At 35.0% G+C, this 19,204-nt stretch carries 22 protein-coding genes; 11 read left to right on the top strand and 11 right to left on the bottom strand.

Going from position 1 to position 19,204, the window contains the following annotated elements:
* Positions 1–105 precede the first annotated feature (105 nt).
* From WC623_RS13385 to WC623_RS13360, 6 genes are all read left to right on the top strand, one after another.
* A complete protein-coding gene (locus WC623_RS13385) occupies positions 106–840 on the top strand; it encodes a lysophospholipid acyltransferase family protein (protein WP_372851827.1) in 735 nt (244 codons plus the stop codon).
* Positions 837–1,127 (top strand): Asp-tRNA(Asn)/Glu-tRNA(Gln) amidotransferase subunit GatC, encoded by a 291-nt coding sequence (gene gatC / locus WC623_RS13380; protein ID WP_372851825.1) that lies wholly within the window; start codon positions 837–839, stop codon positions 1,125–1,127. Before WC623_RS13385 ends, gatC begins: the two co-directional genes overlap by 4 nt.
* Positions 1,128–1,181: 54 nt before the next feature.
* Positions 1,182–1,967 carry an ABC transporter ATP-binding protein gene (locus WC623_RS13375; protein ID WP_372851823.1) on the top strand — a complete coding sequence of 262 codons (786 nt, stop codon included), beginning with the start codon at positions 1,182–1,184 and terminating at the stop codon, positions 1,965–1,967.
* 6 nt (positions 1,968–1,973) lie between these two features.
* On the top strand, positions 1,974–2,522 hold the full coding sequence (locus tag WC623_RS13370; protein ID WP_372851821.1) for a cob(I)yrinic acid a,c-diamide adenosyltransferase: 549 nt from the start codon (positions 1,974–1,976) through the stop codon (positions 2,520–2,522).
* A gap of 87 nt (positions 2,523–2,609) precedes the next feature.
* Positions 2,610–2,831 carry a DUF2795 domain-containing protein gene (locus WC623_RS13365; RefSeq protein ID WP_008240955.1) on the top strand — a complete coding sequence of 74 codons (222 nt, stop codon included), beginning with the start codon at positions 2,610–2,612 and terminating at the stop codon, positions 2,829–2,831.
* Between the two features lie 124 nt (positions 2,832–2,955).
* Positions 2,956–3,117 (top strand): lmo0937 family membrane protein, encoded by a 162-nt coding sequence (locus tag WC623_RS13360; RefSeq protein WP_372851819.1) that lies wholly within the window; start codon positions 2,956–2,958, stop codon positions 3,115–3,117.
* 26 nt (positions 3,118–3,143) lie between these two features.
* On the opposite strand, the gene WC623_RS13355 is transcribed toward WC623_RS13360, so the two are convergent.
* Both WC623_RS13355 and queA read right to left on the bottom strand, forming a co-directional pair.
* Positions 3,144–3,836: a 2-C-methyl-D-erythritol 4-phosphate cytidylyltransferase gene (locus tag WC623_RS13355; protein WP_372851817.1), complete on the bottom strand. Its 693-nt coding sequence runs from the start codon at positions 3,834–3,836 to the stop codon at positions 3,144–3,146.
* An 88-nt stretch (positions 3,837–3,924) separates the two neighbouring features.
* On the bottom strand, positions 3,925–4,974 hold the full coding sequence (queA, locus tag WC623_RS13350) for a tRNA preQ1(34) S-adenosylmethionine ribosyltransferase-isomerase QueA (RefSeq protein ID WP_372851815.1): 1,050 nt from the start codon (positions 4,972–4,974) through the stop codon (positions 3,925–3,927).
* A gap of 172 nt (positions 4,975–5,146) precedes the next feature.
* On the opposite strand from queA, the gene WC623_RS13345 reads away from it, so the two are divergent.
* The gene (locus tag WC623_RS13345; RefSeq protein ID WP_372851813.1) at positions 5,147–6,388 is read left to right on the top strand and encodes an ABC transporter permease; all 1,242 of its coding nucleotides are present in this window, start codon (positions 5,147–5,149) and stop codon (positions 6,386–6,388) included.
* Between the two features lie 237 nt (positions 6,389–6,625).
* On the opposite strand, the gene WC623_RS13340 is transcribed toward WC623_RS13345, so the two are convergent.
* Both WC623_RS13340 and WC623_RS13335 read right to left on the bottom strand, forming a co-directional pair.
* Positions 6,626–7,183, bottom strand: a complete 558-nt coding sequence (locus WC623_RS13340; RefSeq protein ID WP_372851811.1) for a methylated-DNA--[protein]-cysteine S-methyltransferase — start codon at positions 7,181–7,183, stop codon at positions 6,626–6,628.
* A 149-nt stretch (positions 7,184–7,332) separates the two neighbouring features.
* A complete protein-coding gene (locus tag WC623_RS13335) occupies positions 7,333–8,526 on the bottom strand; it encodes a pyridoxal phosphate-dependent aminotransferase (RefSeq protein WP_372851809.1) in 1,194 nt (397 codons plus the stop codon).
* 135 nt (positions 8,527–8,661) lie between these two features.
* On the opposite strand from WC623_RS13335, the gene WC623_RS13330 reads away from it, so the two are divergent.
* On the top strand, positions 8,662–9,639 hold the full coding sequence (locus WC623_RS13330; RefSeq protein WP_372851807.1) for a cation diffusion facilitator family transporter: 978 nt from the start codon (positions 8,662–8,664) through the stop codon (positions 9,637–9,639).
* 14 nt (positions 9,640–9,653) lie between these two features.
* Here the strand turns inward: WC623_RS13330 and WC623_RS13325 are convergent, their stop codons facing one another.
* Positions 9,654–9,875: a hypothetical protein gene (locus tag WC623_RS13325; protein WP_372851805.1), complete on the bottom strand. Its 222-nt coding sequence runs from the start codon at positions 9,873–9,875 to the stop codon at positions 9,654–9,656.
* Positions 9,876–10,088: 213 nt separating this feature from the next.
* Here WC623_RS13325 and WC623_RS13320 point away from each other — a divergent pair, with 213 nt between their 5' ends.
* Entirely contained in the window at positions 10,089–10,529 is a 441-nt protein-coding gene (locus WC623_RS13320; protein WP_372851803.1) for an NUDIX domain-containing protein, read from the top strand.
* Positions 10,530–10,542: 13 nt separating this feature from the next.
* On the opposite strand, the gene pdeM is transcribed toward WC623_RS13320, so the two are convergent.
* The 4 genes from pdeM to WC623_RS13300 are packed head-to-tail and all read right to left on the bottom strand — an operon-like array spanning position 10,543 to position 16,342.
* On the bottom strand, positions 10,543–11,178 hold the full coding sequence (pdeM, locus tag WC623_RS13315) for a ligase-associated DNA damage response endonuclease PdeM (protein WP_372851801.1): 636 nt from the start codon (positions 11,176–11,178) through the stop codon (positions 10,543–10,545).
* Positions 11,175–13,718 (bottom strand): ligase-associated DNA damage response DEXH box helicase, encoded by a 2,544-nt coding sequence (locus WC623_RS13310; RefSeq protein ID WP_372851799.1) that lies wholly within the window; start codon positions 13,716–13,718, stop codon positions 11,175–11,177. Before WC623_RS13310 ends, pdeM begins: the two co-directional genes overlap by 4 nt.
* A 3-nt stretch (positions 13,719–13,721) precedes the next feature.
* The gene (locus tag WC623_RS13305) at positions 13,722–15,335 is read right to left on the bottom strand and encodes an ATP-dependent DNA ligase (protein ID WP_372851796.1); all 1,614 of its coding nucleotides are present in this window, start codon (positions 15,333–15,335) and stop codon (positions 13,722–13,724) included.
* A complete protein-coding gene (locus WC623_RS13300) occupies positions 15,332–16,342 on the bottom strand; it encodes a ligase-associated DNA damage response exonuclease (protein ID WP_372851794.1) in 1,011 nt (336 codons plus the stop codon). The genes WC623_RS13305 and WC623_RS13300 overlap by 4 nt, the downstream gene beginning before the upstream one ends.
* 110 nt (positions 16,343–16,452) lie before the next feature.
* Here WC623_RS13300 and WC623_RS13295 point away from each other — a divergent pair, with 110 nt between their 5' ends.
* Both WC623_RS13295 and WC623_RS13290 read left to right on the top strand, forming a co-directional pair.
* A complete protein-coding gene (locus WC623_RS13295; RefSeq protein ID WP_372851792.1) occupies positions 16,453–16,851 on the top strand; it encodes a hypothetical protein in 399 nt (132 codons plus the stop codon).
* Between the two features lie 21 nt (positions 16,852–16,872).
* Positions 16,873–17,361, top strand: coding sequence for an Lrp/AsnC family transcriptional regulator (locus tag WC623_RS13290; protein WP_372851790.1), 489 nt, complete (start codon positions 16,873–16,875; stop codon positions 17,359–17,361).
* Positions 17,362–17,426: 65 nt separating this feature from the next.
* On the opposite strand, the gene WC623_RS13285 is transcribed toward WC623_RS13290, so the two are convergent.
* Complete coding sequence (locus WC623_RS13285; protein ID WP_372851788.1) at positions 17,427–18,308, bottom strand: alpha/beta hydrolase; 882 nt, start codon at positions 18,306–18,308, stop codon at positions 17,427–17,429.
* A gap of 36 nt (positions 18,309–18,344) precedes the next feature.
* Positions 18,345–19,166, bottom strand: coding sequence for a lysophospholipase (locus WC623_RS13280; RefSeq protein ID WP_372851786.1), 822 nt, complete (start codon positions 19,164–19,166; stop codon positions 18,345–18,347).
* Positions 19,167–19,204 lie beyond the last annotated feature (38 nt).

The raw sequence follows: 19,204 nt of genomic DNA, 5'->3' as shown, positions 1-19,204 counted from the left end.
AAACCCTAAGTCTGCCTGCTTATAATTTCTTTTTTTATCCAGATGGTAATTCTAAGTAGAATTCTTCTTAGTTTGCATTTGCCAATTCTGTTAATTTAAAATTTAATGATCAGTATTCTTAAACAAGCACATCGCATCTATTCAGTATTTATCATCCTTGTATTTTCGCTGTTTTTTTATCCTTTTTACTATCTGGCGGCACAGAATCCGAAAAATTATGATCTGTTAAATCGATTAAGGAAATTGAAGAGTAATCTCTGTGCCTTTTTTATTGGTATTGTTCCCCACTTTAATTTTGAAGAACCTTTGTCTGATAAGCAGACCTATATTTATTGTGCAAATCATACTTCAAACCATGATATTATGTTGATTTGCATGTTTGCTAAGGGACGGTTTCATTTTATGGGAAAGGAGGAATTGTTGAAAAATCCTGTTTTAGGAATATTTTTTAGAACGATTGATATTCCTGTAAACAGGCATAGTAAAATTTCATCTTTCAGGGCGTTTAAGCGTGCAGGTGATAATCTTGAAAATGGGATGAGCCTGATTATTTTTCCGGAAGGTGGAATAGCAGACAATCATTATCCACCAAAACTGATGCCTTTTAAAAACGGACCTTTTAGATTGGCAATAGAGAAAGGAATTCCTATCGTGGCAGTAAGCTTTGTAAATATTTGGAAACGCATGTGGGATGATGGGAAAAAACATGGCTCAAGCCCAGGTAGGGCAGATGTTTATATTCATAAACCGGTTTTGACGAGTAATTTGACAATAAATGATTCAGATGAATTAAAAGACCGTATTTTTGAGCTGATAAATAGTAAACTTATTGATAGATGATTATAGATAAGCAAACGATACATAAAGTTGCAGATTTAGCAAGGATAGCTATAAAAGAAGAGGAAATTGATGCGCTGATACCAGATATGAACAAGATTCTTACTTTCATGGAAAAGCTAAATGAATTAGATACTAAAGGGGTTGAACCGTTAGTTTACATGAATACAGAAGAAAATGTGTGGCGTGAAGATATAGCTAAGCAGGAATTGAGTGTGACAGATGGATTGAAGAATTCTGCACGTCATAATGAAGCGTTTTTTCTTGTTCCAAAGATTATAGAAAAATAGTATTGATTGTAACATTAGCACCTCTGGTGAAATCTAATGTCAAAAAGATAAGTAATGGATAGAACCTCGACTATGTCATCAGCAAATAAAGCATTAATACATATTAAAGAAATTGGTCGTAAATATGTAATAGGTTCTGAGGTAATCCATGCATTGAAATCAGTTACTTTGGATATTCATAAGGGAGAATTTGTAGCGCTTATGGGACCTTCTGGTTCTGGTAAGTCTACTTTGATGAATATTTTAGGATGTTTAGATACACCTAGTAAGGGTGACTATATCTTGAATGGAACCAATGTGAGTTATATGTCAGATAATGAACTTGCTGAAGTAAGAAATAAAGAGATCGGTTTTGTTTTTCAGACTTTTAATTTGTTGCCTCGTTCTACTTCGTTAGATAATGTTGCTTTACCTTTAATTTATGCAGGAGCAAATAAGAAGGAACGGGAGGAACGTGCTCATAAAGCTTTAGAGAATGTTGGATTGGGAAATAGGGTTACACATAAGCCTAATGAATTATCTGGTGGTCAGCGGCAGCGTGTTGCAGTTGCAAGAGCATTGATCAATAACCCTTCCATTATACTTGCTGATGAGCCTACAGGAAATCTGGATACCAAAACCTCTATTGAGATCATGGGCCTACTTGAAGAGATTCATAGTAAAGGAAATACAATTATCCTGGTGACTCACGAAGAAGATATTGCACAGCATGCTCATCGTATTGTCAGGATGCGTGATGGTCTGATTGAAAATGATTATCAAAATACAGATATTAAAACCGTATCGCCCAGACTTGTTAAATTAGAAGAGAAGGGTGATGATTTTGAGACTATTAGCTAACAAGCTATGAAAATATATACCAAAACGGGCGATAAAGGCCTTACCTCTTTAATTGGAGGAACCCGTGTTCCTAAATTTCACCTTAGAATAGAATGTTATGGGACTGTTGATGAACTAAATTCATATATCGGACTTATTATGTGTCAGGATATAAATCCACATCATCAGAAGGTGTTAAAGGAAATTCAGGATCGTCTTTTTACAGTTGGTGCGTCATTGGCTGCTGATCCTGAAAAATCCAGAATGAAGATTCCAGACTTGCACGACAATGATATTTACCTATTGGAGAAAGAAATGGACGATATGAATGAGATTTTGCCAGAGCTAAAGCATTTCGTACTTCCAGGAGGAAATACGGTAGTATCGTATTGTCACATAGCTAGATGTATATGTAGAAGGGCGGAGCGTTTAACAGTTCACCTGGCGTCGGAGAGCTTTGTTGACGAAAAAATGACTATTTATTTGAACCGATTAAGCGATTATTTGTTTGTTTTGGCACGAAAACTGAATTCAGATGCTAATACGGAAGAAAATATCTGGATTCCGAGATTGTAAAAAGTATGAAATAGATTTGTTTTACTCATAGATTTTATTATATTTTTGCAAAAAAAATAAATTTGAATAATTAATTGGATAAGTAATATGTATTGGACTTTAGAACTCGCATCGCATCTGGAAGACGCTCCATGGCCTGCAACAAAAGATGAATTGATTGATTATGGTATAAGATCAGGTGCCCCTGTTGAGGTGATCGAAAATTTACAGGCATTAGAAGACGATGGTGAACCTTATGAAACCATTGAAGAAATTTGGCCAGATTACCCAACAAAGGACGATTTCTTCTTTAACGAAGACGAATATTAATCAATAACGAATAGGAAAGGCCCCATAAGGGCCTTTTTTATTTTTGGAACGATGATTGTTTATGAAATGTCATGGATTGTTAAACGCAATCAGGTTCATTTACTTATCACTAAAACTAGAAGTTATGGGAAATCTGCTTTACCTCGTTGCCGTAGTATTAATTATATTATGGATTATTGGCTTTTTCTTTCAGGGGTTCGGTCCCAATGTTGGTGGGCTAATCCATGTTCTGTTGGTTATTGCTATTATTGCGATTCTTTTGAAAGTAATTAATAGAGCTGCTTAATATTTAAATAAAGGGACTGGTTTAAGCTATTCACAATTAGCCAGTCTCTTTGTTTTTTTTATAAATATTGAAGCAATATCTAAATCTTCGGGATAAGTGATTTTTATGTTTTCTCTTTCTCCTGCTATTAAATTAATCTGATATCCGGCATACTCAGCTACAGAAGCATCATCCGTAAATTCATTTCTATATGGTGTTTGATATGCTTTTTTAATCAGTTCTACTTCGAAAGTCTGAGGGGTTTGTATCAAGGCTAATTTTTCTCTGTTTAAAGCTTCACTTTTACCGTCTTCCTGCACGCTTCTAACAGAGTCTGTAGGTGTAATTCCAATAATGCAATTGCTTTTCTCCTGAGCCACTTTGTAGGACTGTGTGATCAATCTGGCAGATGCTAATGGCCTTACTGCATCATGAACAGCCACAATTCCTTTTCCTTTAATTGCTTTTAGTCCATTTTTTACAGAATGATATCTTTGTGTGCCACCTTTGATGACTTGATGAGGGATCTGAAAGTTGTATTTTAAACATAACTCTTCCCAATATTTGTGCTGGTCGATGTTGAGTACCAGTAAAATCTGCGGTTTAAATATACATTCATTAAATGCGGCTATGGTATGCATAAGTACTGGCTTACCGTCTAATAATAAGAATTGTTTGGGTATAGCGCTTTGCATTCTGTTACCAGATCCTCCGGCTACTATAATCGCATAATGGTTCATACTGTATTGTTTTTTAAACAAAAATAGGAGATTTAAAACTTATAGTTTTCAAATCTCCTATTAATATATTTTAAGAATATATCTCTTGTTAGATGATTAACATTGCATCACCGTAGCTATAGAAACGATATTTTTCTTTCAAAGCTACATCATAAGCATTTCTTACATAATCGTAACCACCAAATGCACTTACCATCATTAGCAATGTCGATTCTGGAGTGTGGAAGTTGGTAATCATTGAGTTTGCAATACTAAAATCGTAAGGAGGGAAAATGAACTTACTCGTCCAGTCATTTGCTGGTTTAAGTAATCCTCCTGACGAAACTGCTGATTCTATAGCACGCATTGATGTTGTACCAACAGCACAAACTCTTTTTTTACGTTCAATAGCCTGATTTACAATTTTCGCATCTTTTTCTTCAATAATGAATTGCTCAGAGTCCATTTTATGTTTGGTAAGATCTTCAACTTCAACAGATCTGAAAGTACCTAAGCCAACATGTAATGTTACTTCTGCAAAATTGATGCCTTTTAATTCTAAACGTTTCATCAGTTCTCTGCTAAAGTGCAAACCGGCAGTAGGAGCAGCAACAGCACCTTCATGTTTTGCAAAAATAGTTTGGTAACGCTCTTTATCTTGAGCTGTAGCTTTACGTTTGATATATTTTGGTAAAGGTGTTTCACCTAAAATTTCAATGTTTTTTCTAAACTCTTCGTCTGTTCCATCAAATAAGAAACGGATAGTACGGCCACGGGATGTAGTATTGTCAACTACTTCCGCAACTAGAAGATCATCATCGCCGAAATATAATTTATTACCAACACGGATTTTACGTGCGGGATCCACTAAAACATCCCATAAGCGAAGTTCTTTGTTAAGCTCCCTTAATAGAAATACTTCAATAGTAGCACCTGTTTTTTCTTTATTGCCGTATAAACGGGCTGGAAAAACTTTAGTGTTGTTCAAGATCATTACATCCTGATCATCGAAATATTCTAAAACATCTTTGAATATTTTATGTTCAATTTTACCACTATCCTTGTGTAAAACCATTAAACGGGCTTCATCTCTTTGTTCAGCAGGGTTATTGGCAAGCAATGATTCAGGTAAATTAAACTTAAATTGAGATAACTTCATATGTTTTAATGTAATATTTAAGGCCGCAAATTTACAAATTATTATCCTTAATAATGTAAAATTATTTTATAGGTGCTAATTGAATGGAATATTATTTTGTATTGACTTTTTTTTAAATGATAATTCATAATTGCTGTAACCTTTTTAGCTAGTTTTGATCTAAAGATTAATTATGATTATTTTCAGACTAATAGGAGAGAGTTTTCGGTTCGCAGCAGATGCATTGCGACAAAATAAACTGAGGACTATGCTTTCCTTATTGGGAATCACGATTGGGATTTTTGCAATTATTTTTGTTTTTACAGCAACTGATACTTTTAGAAGTAAACTTCAGGATAGTATTGACAAATTAGGTTCTAAAACAATTTTTGTACAAAAATGGCCATGGGGTGGTTTTGGTAGTTATCCATGGTGGAAATATGTAAATAGACCTGAACCTTCCTTGAGAGATTATACTGCACTAAAGGAACGTTTGGAATACACAGAAGGAGTGTCATATGAGATTTATGCAGATAGTAGAACCGTAAAATATCGTAGTAATTCAGTCGAAGGAGCGGGACTAAAAGCAGCTTCTCAAGATTTTAATAAAACATGGTTGATAGATTTCCAGGAAGGACGTTATTTTACTGAAAATGAAGGTCATTCAGGCTCTCCTGTTATTATTCTAGGTGCTGATATTGCAGATGGATTATTTAATGGTGAACCTGCTGTAGGAAATAAAATTGTGGTAATGGGTCGCAGGCTGACAGTTGTTGGGGTTTTTAAGAAAGAGGGGGATGATATGCTCGGCATGTCTCAAGATAAAAATGTCTTGATTCCCTTAAATTTTGCAAAAGGATTGTTTGATGTAGAAAATGGCCGTTATGATCCAACCATTACTGTTAGGGGTAAAGAAAATATAGATCTCGAAGAAATAGAGAGCGAAATACGAGGGGCAATGCGTGCTGCACATAAAATTAAACCTGGGGCTGAAGATGATTTTGCATTAAATAAAAGTACTATTGCTTCTAATCAACTCGACCAGATGTTTAGTGTCGTAAATATTGCTGGATGGGTAATTGGTGGCTTTTCTATCCTGGTTGGTGGCTTTGGAATAGCAAATATCATGTTTGTATCTGTTAAAGAGCGAACTAACATCATAGGCATTCAGAAATCTTTAGGTGCCAAAAACTACTTTATTCTTCTGCAGTTTCTATTTGAGGCTGTTGCTTTATGTTTACTTGGAGGTGGATTAGGAATTTTACTGGTATATATTGGCACTTTGATTACTGGTGCCTTTGGTTTTACTATGATCCTGTTCTTAAATAACATATTGCTTGGGGTAGGGGTTTCGTTTGCAATTGGAACGATATCGGGCTTTTGGCCGGCGTATGCTGCATCGAAACTAGACCCTGTCGAAGCGATCCGCTCGTAAATGGCAGGTCTTCCTTTTAAAAAATAAACATGACTACTCGAAAGCTGGAACATTTTACACTGAAGAACGTAAAAATTCCTATGCTTTCTCGCAGCATACTTATTTTTTAAACATGTCAGTACAGCATAAGGTCGCTACTTTTATTTAATAGCATGTGTATTATTATGTTTGTTGTTCTTCAAGGGGTTATTTTGAAGGGGATAATCTGAAGTTGATTTTAGTGACTAAAGAACAGAATTATTTGAAAAGGTTGCCGTCTGGTATTTCGGAGTTTTCTCTTTCAAATTTTAAAAGCCATTTTTTCTTGTCAATTCCAGCAGCATAACCTGTCATGCTTCCATTGCTTCCAATTACACGATGGCATGGAATAACAATAGCTAGTCTGTTACGGCCATTGGTTGTGGCGATAGCACGAATAGCTTTTGGGTTGTTCATCTTATCTGCTTGCTCTTTATAGGAGCAGGTTGTGCCATAAGGGATTTCTTGAAGTGTTTTCCATACAGACTGAACAAAATCATTTCCAGGAGTGTGAATAGGTACTTCAAAGATCTTTCTCTTGCCATCAAAATATTCCTGAAGCTCAACTTCCAGTTGATCTAAATGTTGATTGCGACCTTCAACAGGAATTGCATTTAGTAAATTTTGCAATTCACTAATCTCTTTGTCCAATTTGATACGATTGGTAAACTCAAGAATACATATACCTTCAGTTGTGGCTCCAGCTAGCATTGGGCCTAAAGGAGTTGAGAATTTTGTCATGGTAATTTCTCTCTTGGTATTGCTGTTGGTTTCCATGAGTTTTCGTTTTATATTCAAAAATACAAATATGTATGATAAATGGTATTTTGTTTTTGTAGCAGGTAGGATGGACTAATAAAAAAGGAGCCTGACATTTTAATTTAATGTCAGGCTCCTTTTGAAAATTAATATTCCTTAAATAATGCTTAGCTTAATTTAGCCAATGCATCTTTAATTCTTGAAACAGCTTTTCTCAATTGATCTTCAGAAGCTGCGTAAGATAAACGAATACAATCTGCATTGCCAAAAGCTTCACCAGTTACGGTTGATACATGTGCTTCATTTAACAGGTACAAAGAAAGATCTTCAGCTGAGTTGATTACAGTATCGCCGTTCTTTTTACCGAAGTAAGATTTTATTTCAGGGAAGAAATAGAATGCACCATCCGGTAGGTTTACATTTACACCAGGGATTTCTGATAATAAAGCATAAACAATATCTCTACGTTTTTTGAACTCGGCAACCATTTCGTTTACAGAATCTAAACCACCCTGGTAGGCAACTAATGATGCACGTTGTGCAATAGAGCAAGTTCCTGATGTAATTTGGCCTTGTAGTTTATCGCAAGCATTTGCAATTTCTTTATTAGCAGCCATATAGCCAGATCTCCATCCGGTCATTGCATATGACTTAGAGAATCCATTGATTAGGATTACTCTGTCTTTTATAGAATCAAATTCAGCTATTGAAGCATGTTTTCCAACAAAGTTGATGTGCTCATAAATTTCATCAGAAATGATGTAGATATTAGGGTGTTTTTCAAAAACAGCAACTAAATCAGCAAGTTCCTCTTTGCTATACACAGAACCTGTAGGGTTACATGGTGAAGAGAACATAAATAATTTAGTTTTAGGGGTAATTGCTGCTTCTAGTTCTGCACCAGTTATTTTAAAGTTATTTTCAACTGTTGCATTGATGAACACAGTTTCACCTTCACCAAGCTTAATCATTTCCGAGTAAGATACCCAGTAAGGAGTTGGAACGATAACCTCATCACCTGGATCAACTAGGCACATTACAGCGTTGGCCAATGATTGCTTAGCACCTGTAGAAACGACAATCTGGTCGAAGCTGTAGGTCAATCCATTTTCTCTCAATAACTTTTCTGCAATTGCCTTACGCAGTTCAGGATAGCCTGAAACTGGGCTATAATAAGAAAAGTTGTCGTCAATAGCTTTCTTAGCGCCTTCCTTAACAAAATCAGGAGTAAAAAAGTCTGGTTCCCCAAAGCTGAGGTTAATAACGTCTATCCCTTTTGCAGATAGCTCTCTTCCTAACTTCGCCATTTTAATGGTTTGTGACTCAGATAGGTTGTTGATTCTTTTGGATAAAAATGTCATAATGATTAATGCGCAAGCAATATTGTTTTGTGAAGTAGCAAATATAGAAACCTAACCGAATTATAAACTATAAAAAAATACTTTTTATCATAATTTGACAAGTAAACAGTATTTTTGACGGCTAAACACAGCGATTTGCAACCTCAAAAGAAAGCTATACTCATTTCAATGTGCATCAGCATATTAATTATGCTGGCCAAATTTGTAGCCTATTTCTTAACTAATTCTAATGCTATTTTAACAGATGCTGCAGAGAGTATAGTGAATGTACTGGCCAGTAGCTTTGCTTTTTACAGCATTTATTTGGCTACATTACCGAAAGATACAAATCATCCTTATGGACATGGCAAGGTGGAGTTCTTTTCTGCTTTTATTGAAGGGGTACTGATTGCTCTTGCTGGAATTATTATTGTTTTTAAATCTGGATACGACCTTATTTACCCAAAACAAATAGGCCAGCTTTTTGAAGGTGCAGCTATTATTGGTGTTACAGGTTTGGTTAATCTGGTATTAGGTTATTATTTAATCAGTACAGGAAAAAAACATAAATCAATTACGCTTGAGGCAGACGGGAAACATTTGCTTACAGATGCTATTACTAGTGCCGGACTGGTTTTAGGAGTTATATTGATAAAAATTACAGAAATATTTGTTCTTGATAGCATTATTTCAATCTTGTTGGGAATATACATCATATATAATGGGTATAAATTAACCAGAAGATCGGTGGGGGGACTGATGGATGAAAGCAATGTAGAACTAGTAAAAAGTATTATAGATATTCTTCAGTCAAACAGGAAAGACCCCTGGATAGATGTACATAACTTAAGGGCACAGCAATACGGTGCTGATCTGCACATTGATTGCCACATTACCCTGCCTTACTATTTTGATTTGAACCGCGTACATCAGGAGATTTCTGACATAGATAAGATGATAAATGGTAATGCTGATCGTAAAACAGAATTATTTATTCATGCTGACCCATGTTTACCGGCCTGTTGTAATTATTGTAAAATGAAAGGATGCCCTGTACGGGAAGAACCATTCAGGGGAGAAATAAAATGGACAATCGACAATGCGACTAAAAATCAAAAACACTTTGATCAATAGTTGATCGTACTTTTCTATTGTTTTTTCACTCTTTTCTTGGGTGTCCCTGCAATATCAGGAGCTGATTGTAATCCCAATATGGTTTCAATAGTTGTCCTGTTTTTATTATAGTCTGCCAGAATTACCTGAGCCTGCTGTAATTCCTTCTCTAATTTTTCTATTTCATTTTTGATTGAACTGATTTTATTATTTAATAAATTTTCAATCGATTTTTTATCGTTTACTGATTTTACCATGGTTATATTTTTAATAAATAAAACCGAAAATAAATCAGATTGTTTGAGTATCAGACTATATAAAATTTTGAAGTTATATTATAGTGGATATATGGAATTGATTATTACCTTTGTAGTGAGAGCGTTAATTTAAGGGGTGTAAGTCTGATGATTTATGCCCCTTTCTTATTCTTTTTTTAACCTCTTATATTTTCTGATATACTATAACCTATAATGAGCTATTTTAATGTAAGGGTATACGGTTTGTTGATCAACAGTAAAAATGAGGTGTTGGTTAGTGACGAACAGTCAGGGGGACGTATGTTTAGTAAATTTCCTGGTGGTGGACTTGAACTTGGTGAAGGCCTTATTGAAGCATTAAAAAGGGAGTTTATTGAAGAGTGTCATGCAGAAATTGAGGTGCTGGGACATCTTTATACTACCGACTTTTACGAGCAATCCTCTTTTAACGATAGTCAGATACTAAGTATATATTATATGGTAAGAGAGGTCCATCCATTAGTACTTAATTTTAAGACAAAGCCTTTCGATTTTGATAAGGGGGAACTACAATCTTTTAGGTGGATCGCATTGGATGAACTTAAAACAGATGATGTAACCTTCAAAACAGATAAAAATGCAATAGAACTTTTATTGAAACAGTACGATTTATAAGTTTAGAAGATATTTAAACTTGTATAATTTTGTTGGGGGTAAGTACGAAAACTAAGTCTCCTTTTTGTGGTTTCATAATTTTTAATCCTGTAAAAATACTAAAAGCAGGTAGTATGGCTTGTTGTTTACCGAAATAAAAGCAAGGAAACTTTAATTGTTGCTTTGCTTTACCATATAATATAATACCTGGGTGTATATGGCCTGAGATATTATAAAATTCATCAATTTCTTCGGGTATATCATGAATAAACCGGAAAGGTGCACAACATAATTCTTTAGCATGGTAATCGATATTTAAAGCTAGGTAATCCTCGTGCCTTAAAGTATCATGATTTCCCTTTATCAATATAACATTTAAGTTAGAGTAGCTTCTTCTCCATTCCATAAAAGCATTAACATCGCTGTTTATTTTATTATGAAACATATCACCTGTAATAAGTAAATTTTCCGGATGAAACTCTTTTATTAATGAAGTTAGACGCTGTAAGTCTGTCAATCCAACAGTATCTGGTACTTGAATCCCAGACTTCCTGAAGTAAGCAGTTTTTCCTATATGAAGGTCGCTTATAATTAGCATGTGTTTAGCAGGCCAATAAATTGCTCTTTCCTTATTAAGGATAAACTGTTCACCTCTACATTTAATATTCATTTTCTTTGTTTGTTTTTACGTTGGGTTGGGGATAATCTTTTTTCAGATTCAGCAGTCATCCTTTCAATACGTTGACTCAATTCTTCTGAACTCATATTTTCCCTTAAGCTGTCTACTTTAATTGGAAAACATAAAGGTGTATAACGATAGGTTTTAACAATAATTATTTTACTAATTTGTATACGGTTTAATGCAGCAGCCAGTCGTGGTTCTTCAATCTGTTGGTAAAATGCTTCATCATAAGCCTGTCTTAAAAGTAAATTATGTTTATCATAGTCACTAAAAACATTGAAAAATAAAGCAGCTGAAGACTGTAAGTGTTTATTTGCGACATATTTCCCGGGATAACCCTGAAAAACAAGACCTGAGATGCAAGCGATGTCTCTGAATTTACGACGTGCCATTTCAGTAGAATTAATGCTAGCTACAATATCATTACTTAGATTCAAGGGAGTAAATAATGATTTAATGCTATCCTCATTCAAAGGAATAGGTTGTTCACTCAGCAACTCAAAGCCATAATCATTCATGGCAATAGAGAAAGTGATCGGTTTTATCATACTTAATCTGTAAGCAATCAATGCCGCCATAATTTCGTGGACCTGTCTACCTTCAAATGGATAGGCAAAGAGGTGATAACCATCTTTAGTGTTAATTAATTCAACCAGAAATTCATCACTTTTAGGGACATGGGAAACTTTTGCCTGTTGTTCAAATAAAGGTAAAATGAAATCCAATTCTATTTCTCCGTGTGTTTTATGAAGTGTCTCATTATATTTTTTTCTTAGTAAGGCACCCAGGTTTGCAGTTAGTGACATTCGTCCACCTAGCCAACTTGGACTAATAGCTTGTTTTAATTTACTTTTACGAACCAGAACCATCATTTCTTTAACCATAATAAATTCAAGCACTTTACCTGCAAGTGTAAAACTACTTCCAGGTTTTAATCTTGAAATAAAAGATTCCTCAATCATCCCAATAAAACCACCCGTTAGGTATTTTACTTTTAGCATTGCATCGCTAACTATTGTGCCGATATGTAAGCGATGGCGCATGGCAATTTGACGATTTTTAACTTTCCAAAGTCCATCAATATCTTTGCTGACTTTACTGAATTCATTGTAAGCTGTTAAGCTGGTACCACCTGTAGTAATAAACTGCATCACCCATTTCCATTCCTGAGGTAATAACTCTTTAAAAGAATGGGTTTGTTTTACTTCAAAGAATATTTTCTCATCATCAAAACCGTCACCTACGGCTATGGTTACTAAGTATTGAATTAAGGTATCAAATGCCATAACAATGGGTTCTCTACTCTCTATGTCCTGTGTCTTTACAGCCTCTTTAATCGCAGCCGCCTCAACCAGCTCAAGTGCGTGTGTGGGTAAAAAATATATCTTAGAAGTTTCATGAGGAGAATGGCCACTTCTGCCTGCACGTTGTAAAAAACGAGCCACACCTTTTGGCGATCCAATTTGTACAACCGTATCAACCGGTTTAAAATCTACCCCTAAGTCTAAAGAGGAGGTACATACAACAGCTTTAAGTAGTCCTGTATGAATAGCGTCCTCTATCCAGTTTCTTAGCTCATGATCGATAGAACCATGATGAATAGCTAGTTGGCCTGCAAGAGTTTCATCTTGTGCAAGCAGAGTTTGGTACCATAATTCAGCTTGTCCCCGAGTATTGGTGAAAATAAGTGTTGTTTTACTTTTGTAAATAATGGGTAAAAGTTTGTGTGCCAGTTTATGTCCTAGGTGGCCAGCCCAGGGCAACATATCAATATGATCAGGTAAGATAGAGTGGATTTCATTTTTTTTCTCCATATCTGCTTTAATAATGGTTTTTAGTACATTATTATATGGAACCAAAACTTCCATTGCTTGCTCCATATTGCCAATAGTTGCAGAAATACCCCATATTCTTAATAAGCGCTCTGGGTGCATTTCGGTGAGCAGACCTTTAATTCTGGAGATAGCAAGTTCCGTCATTACGCCACGTTTACTTCCTAGAAGTTCATGCCATTCATCAGCAACGATGCATTGCAGTTGATCAAAATAGCTGAAAGCATTTTTCTGAGCCAGTAATAAATGAATGCTTTCTGGAGTAATGATCAAAACCTCTGGCATTTGTTTTTTCTGCTTAAGTTTTTCACTTTGGGATGTATCTCCATTTCGAACACCAATAACCCAATCTAGTTTCAGTTCTGTACAGACTTCATTCATAGCTCGAGCAAGGTCTTTAGCTAATGATCTTAAAGGGGTGATCCAAATCAGTTTTAGACCTTGATTGCTCTTTTTTTTTATGATTTTTCCTTTTGCGATTGTTGTTTTGGTTTCATGTTTTTTATTCAGTTCATCAATTACAACGGCTAAAAAAATGGAAAAGGTTTTACCAAAACCGGTTGGGGCATTGACAAGACCACAATACCCTTCAGCATAATACTGCCAGGCATCTGTTTGAAATTCAAATGGTTTCTTCTTGTTCAGTTTTAGCCATTTAATTACTTGTCTGTATCCTTTACTTTTCTCTAGTTGCATGAATTAAAATCGATTTGTATTGTTGGATAGGGTTGAAGCCAATAATTGTTTCAAATCTTCTAAAGTGTTTATTTCTTCTGCTTTTTTGTCTTTTCGCCATCTGGCAATTCGAGGAAATCTTAAAGCTAAACCGGCCTTATGACGTTTGCTTTCGGCAATACCTTCAAAAGCAATTTCAAATACCAATTCAGGTTTAACCGTTCTTACCGGACCGAATTTTTCAATGGCATTTTTCAGGACAAATGCATTAACTTCTTTTATTTCTTTATCTGTTAAACCAGAATAAGCTTTTGCTACTGTGATCAGTTGATCACCATCTCTTACAGCAAAGGTATAGTCCGTGTAGAAATTAGCCCTTCTCCCACTTCCTTTTTGTGCATAAATCATGACTGTATCAATAGTATATGGATTGACTTTCCATTTCCACCAGTCACCACGTTTTCTTCCAACATGATATAAGGAATCTAGTTTTTTTAACATAATTCCTTCACTGTTGATGTCGCGTGAACCCTGTCGGATCTTTGCCAGATCTTCCCAATCATTAAATATAACTACAGGAGATAGCATTACTATCTTAGGTGTTTTCAATTGTGCAATCACAACTTCCAGTAGTTCTCTTCGTTTAATTAATGGCTCATCACGAAGATCTCTTCCATTATATTCCAGTAAGTCATAAGTAAAAAAACCAATGGGGGTATCATTTAACTGAGATTTGTTTATTGTTTTTCTATTGAGCCGCTGTTGAAGCATGCTAAAAGGTAGTACATTTCCATCTTTTACTGATAGTATTTCTCCATCAAGGACAGTACCATCATCTAATTCCTGTGCAAGGAAATGAAGTTCAGGAAATTGTTCAGTTACCAGTTCTTCCCCTCTTGACCATATAAAAAGTTCTCCTTCACGTTTTACTATTTGTCCCCTTATACCATCCCATTTCCATTCTGCTTGCCATTCTATAGGATCACCAAGTGATGTGGGAGTTATTTCAAGCGCATAAGCAAGGCAAAATGGATAAGGCCAGGAGCTATTTGTATTAACATGACTACCCTTTAGTAATTCATCATAAGTAATTTCTGATGGGTGCCATTTACCCATAATAATATGCATAATTTTACTGCTTTCAATACCGCTTTGTTTTGCAAGAGCATTTACAAGTATTTTATGAGATACACCTATTCTAAAATTGCCAGAAATCAATTTATTGAAAATGAAACGTTCTGGGCTTTCCAGGCTGTTCCAGGATTTGAGAATAAACTGTTTTTTAAAAGTTTCATCTTTACCGTTTAATGCAGATAATTCATTAATCCATTCATGAAGTTTAAAGTTACTAGTTGCTGTTGGAGGAGGTAGGATTAGCGCAATTGTTTCACTCAGGTCGCCTACATTATGATAACTCTCAGAAAATAGCCATTCAGGCATGCCACTCAATTCGATAGCCCATTGTTTTATTAATGCTGTGCTTATAGGCCGTTTTGGACGCTTTCCAGTGAACATAGCAATTACAAAAGGCTTATCTAAATCATCAGCTTCAGCAAAATAATTAACAAGAGCCTGTATTTTATCATTGGTTTTGTTACTCATTTCAATCTGCTGTATAAGTTCAGTGAATCGTTTCATTTAATCTGTATTTTGTCTTCATTCTCTTCATTTACATCTCCATATAGGGTTTTTACCTCTTCAGCTGCTATGCCTATTTCATTTAAGTATTTACTAAAAGTAGCAGTGTAACCATGTGTTACGAATACTTTATCGGCCTCAGTTGCTTTAATTGCCGACAGTAGTCCTGGCCAATCAGCATGATCACTTAGTGCAAATCCTGCATCTGCACTACGCCATCTTCTACTTGCTCTAACTTGCATCCAGCCTGAACAGACTCCTGTAGCAGCATTGGTTAGATTTTTTATCCATCTTCCCTCTGCCATGGCAGGAGGAACGATTACTATACCCTGTTGTAATGATTCTTTAGTTGTTTCAGGAAAAATTCGAATGGTATTAGGTAAGGTTACGCCAGACTTAATAAAAGCTTCATTCAAATTTGCTATAGAATTGTGTACATAGATATTGCCATAACCATCAAGCCCCTTTATTAATCGTTGTGCTTTACCTAAGCTGTAAGCAATGAGTACGGTTGTTTTATTTTGATATCGGTTTGTGGAAATCCAATCTTTAATCTGAGAAAAAATGTGACGTTGATTTTGCCATTTATATATGGGTAATCCAAATGTGCTTTCTGATACAAAGGTGTGGCATTTTACTGGTTCAAAAGGGGTACTTATTCCGTCATCCTCTACTTTGTAATCGCCAGAAACTACACAAATCTCGCCTTTGTATTCTAGTCTGATCTGCGCCGAACCAATTACATGACCAGCAGGAAAAAGGCTCAGTTTAACACCATTAATATCAATCTCTTTATAATAGGGAAGTGTTTCAATATTTACATCTCCCAAACGTTGAATAAGAACAGGTTTAGTTAGCTCATGACATAGGTATGCTTTGTTGCCCCATTTTACATGATCAGAATGTCCATGTGTTGTTACAGCAAGATCTACAGGTTGCCATGGGTCAATATAGAAATTGCCTTTTCTACAATATATGCCTTTGCTGGTAAAGTCTATTAATGCCATATAGGAATTAACACCAATTGTGTGAGTATAGTTTTAGTCCTGTACCAATCTGCATTTTTAAATTAAATTGTAATAAGTGTGGATCTTTCATGGAAACATGTGTAGTTTATATGGAAAAAAATAATTTTAATAACAACAAAAATTGTATGAATTGTAAAAATGTTGTGGCTGATTTTTTAGCTTATTTAAATAGCTATCTGGATTTTAGCCCAAAGACTTCTGTCTTAAATTTGCCAATGCTTCAGGTTTTAAAACTATTTAGAAATGAGGTGATTGTGAGTAGTTATGGGATTTATAGAAATCAGATAATTGATTTCTGTAAGTCATATCGAGAACCTTTAACATTATTTGTAGAAGATGATAAGCAATACTTTGCTGCTAAGCATATTGCAAATAGCCTTGGTTTGCAACCTTCTTATCTAAGCTGGCTTAGAGGGGGTTTTCGTATGAAGAAATCTGGGTTAACAAAATATCTACAGACAGTTTTTATTACGTTACACTTCATTTAACTTAAGATTAAAATAAATTATATGCCACTCGAATTAGATAAATTAGATATTAATATACTAACGCAGTTACAGAATAATGCTCGCATTAGTGACAAGCAAATCTCTCGCATTATTCACTTATCTCCTAACGCAGTAACAACTAGAATTAGCCATCTTGAAAATGATGGTTACATCCTTCAGTATACAGCTATATTAAACAAAGCTAAGATCAATAAAAATCTCGAATGCTTTACAGGGGTAAATCTCACAAATAATAACTATCACAATGTAACTACCTTTTTGAAAAATATAAAAAGAATACCTGAAGTATATAATTTTTATCGCATAAACAGCGTGTTCGATTTTTTAATACATATTGTTGCAGTAGATTTAAATGATTATCATAACCTCTTGATCAATAAGCTTTCTAGTTTACATTGCGTTAGGGATACAACAACATTTGTTGTACTGAACGAAATGGAAGGTGGTCATTCGCTTGACCTAAGTCATTTATTTGAGCGGTTTATTTGATACCGTTAAAACTATATAAGGTATAGGGAAATAACCATTGGAATGAAAACATAATTATTCCATGGTTATTTATGAAGCTGCAGATCATTAAAGTTGACTTCAACTTGATAAGGTTTTTTTTGTTCAATGTAAGTACGAATAAACCAGAGGATTTCATTTTGATTATTATGCATGGGTGTACCAGCAACTTCATGTCCCATATTATTTACAAACTGGAAATAGTATGGGTATTGTTGTTTTTTAAAATAGCTAGCTAAGTATCTAGAACCGAACATTCCTCTATTAAATAATTTTATTTTGTTATAAATAACCACTTTGTCATTAGTTCCGTGGAACATCATAGTCGGCGCGGGTGGAGTTTTATATTTTGGTTTACCGCTATAACTTAAAATTGATCCTGCAAATGCAATTACACCTTTATATTGGAAGTTATTAGGAAGCGGTTTAGCAATAGAGGTGTTGTTTCTTTTCTCCCAATCAGCTTGCAATATAGTTACTGCTCCAGCACTTGAACCTGATAGCATTACCATGGATGTATCGATTCCCAGTTCTTTTGCATTTGCAATGAGGTATGCCGTAGCATCATAAAGATCTGTTACAGCATAAGATATCGCATTTTTAAGGACGCTTGTGTTAAAAACTGTGGGCCATTTTTCTCCCTTTAAGCCTAGCCTATAATCTATAGAAATGACTTTATAATTGTTTTCAACAAGTTTTTTAAAGTAAGGAAGATAAAAGCTATCATCTCGATTGCCTTTGACAAATCCTCCACCAAACAAAAATATTATCGATGGTTTTTTTACATGAAGTTCTTGATTGCTGTATACATCTAACTTTAAAATCTGAGTATCTTTTGTGCTGTAAATAAATGTTTGTTTAATCTGAGAAAAGACATAAACATTCGATAAAGTGATAAGTCCTGTTAAAAATAGCGTTTTGTAATTCACGGTGATAGATTTTATTTATAAACCAAAATATTGAATCTAATTATCCAGCTGTTTTAGCCAGTTTGCAATATAACTAAGCACTTCCTTACCTTCAGGTTCGTTGTGCATTTCATGATATAAGTTATCCCATTCCTTGAATGTAATCAACTGTGATGGGGCGGATTCTGCAAACTGTCTGGAGCCTTCTACGGCTGTAAATTCATCAGCATTACCATGAATTAGCAGGGTTTTTACATGTAAATCTTTAGCATGTTTCAGACACCAACTGCCATTTTGAATCATGTCATTGGCCAGCTTAAAACTTAATTTTCCGTGGCGTAAAGGATCCTTTCTGAATTTTTCTACCACTGTTTTATCATGAGATATTTTATTGATATCAAGCCCTTGAGGAATTCGGATGTTTGGTGCAATTGAAGTGATAACTTTTAGTATTCCTTTAAGTGCCGGACCTGGACGAGTGCCGATAATAAGTGCAGGTGCTGAAATAACTGCAGCCATTAATTCTGGCTGACGTTTGAGCAGAAAGCCTGTCAATACACCACCACCCATACTGTGTCCGAACATAATCACCTGTTTATTGAACTCTTTTTTTACATGAAGTAGAAACTCCTGCAGGTAATCGAACATAAATTCAAAACCTTTGGAAGCCCCTCTTGGTCCATCGCTTTTACCATGACCATAATGATCAATACCAGTAATAGCAAAACCTTGCTTCATAAAAAATGCTGCAACATGATCGTAACGCTCTATATGTTCTCCAATTCCATGAACAATGATCATTACCTTGTCAAATCTTTCTGGTATCCAATTGATACCTCGAAATTTTTTTTGCTCGTAAGACCAATAGAATTCTTTCATAACATGTAAGGTACCGGAAATCTTTCTATTTTTACAAT

The sequence above is a fragment of the Pedobacter sp. genome (assembly GCF_041645105.1).
Taxonomy (GTDB): domain Bacteria; phylum Bacteroidota; class Bacteroidia; order Sphingobacteriales; family Sphingobacteriaceae; genus Pedobacter.
The sequence above is the reverse complement of the archived record's forward strand: the minus strand, read 5'-3'. Positions and strand labels throughout refer to the sequence as shown.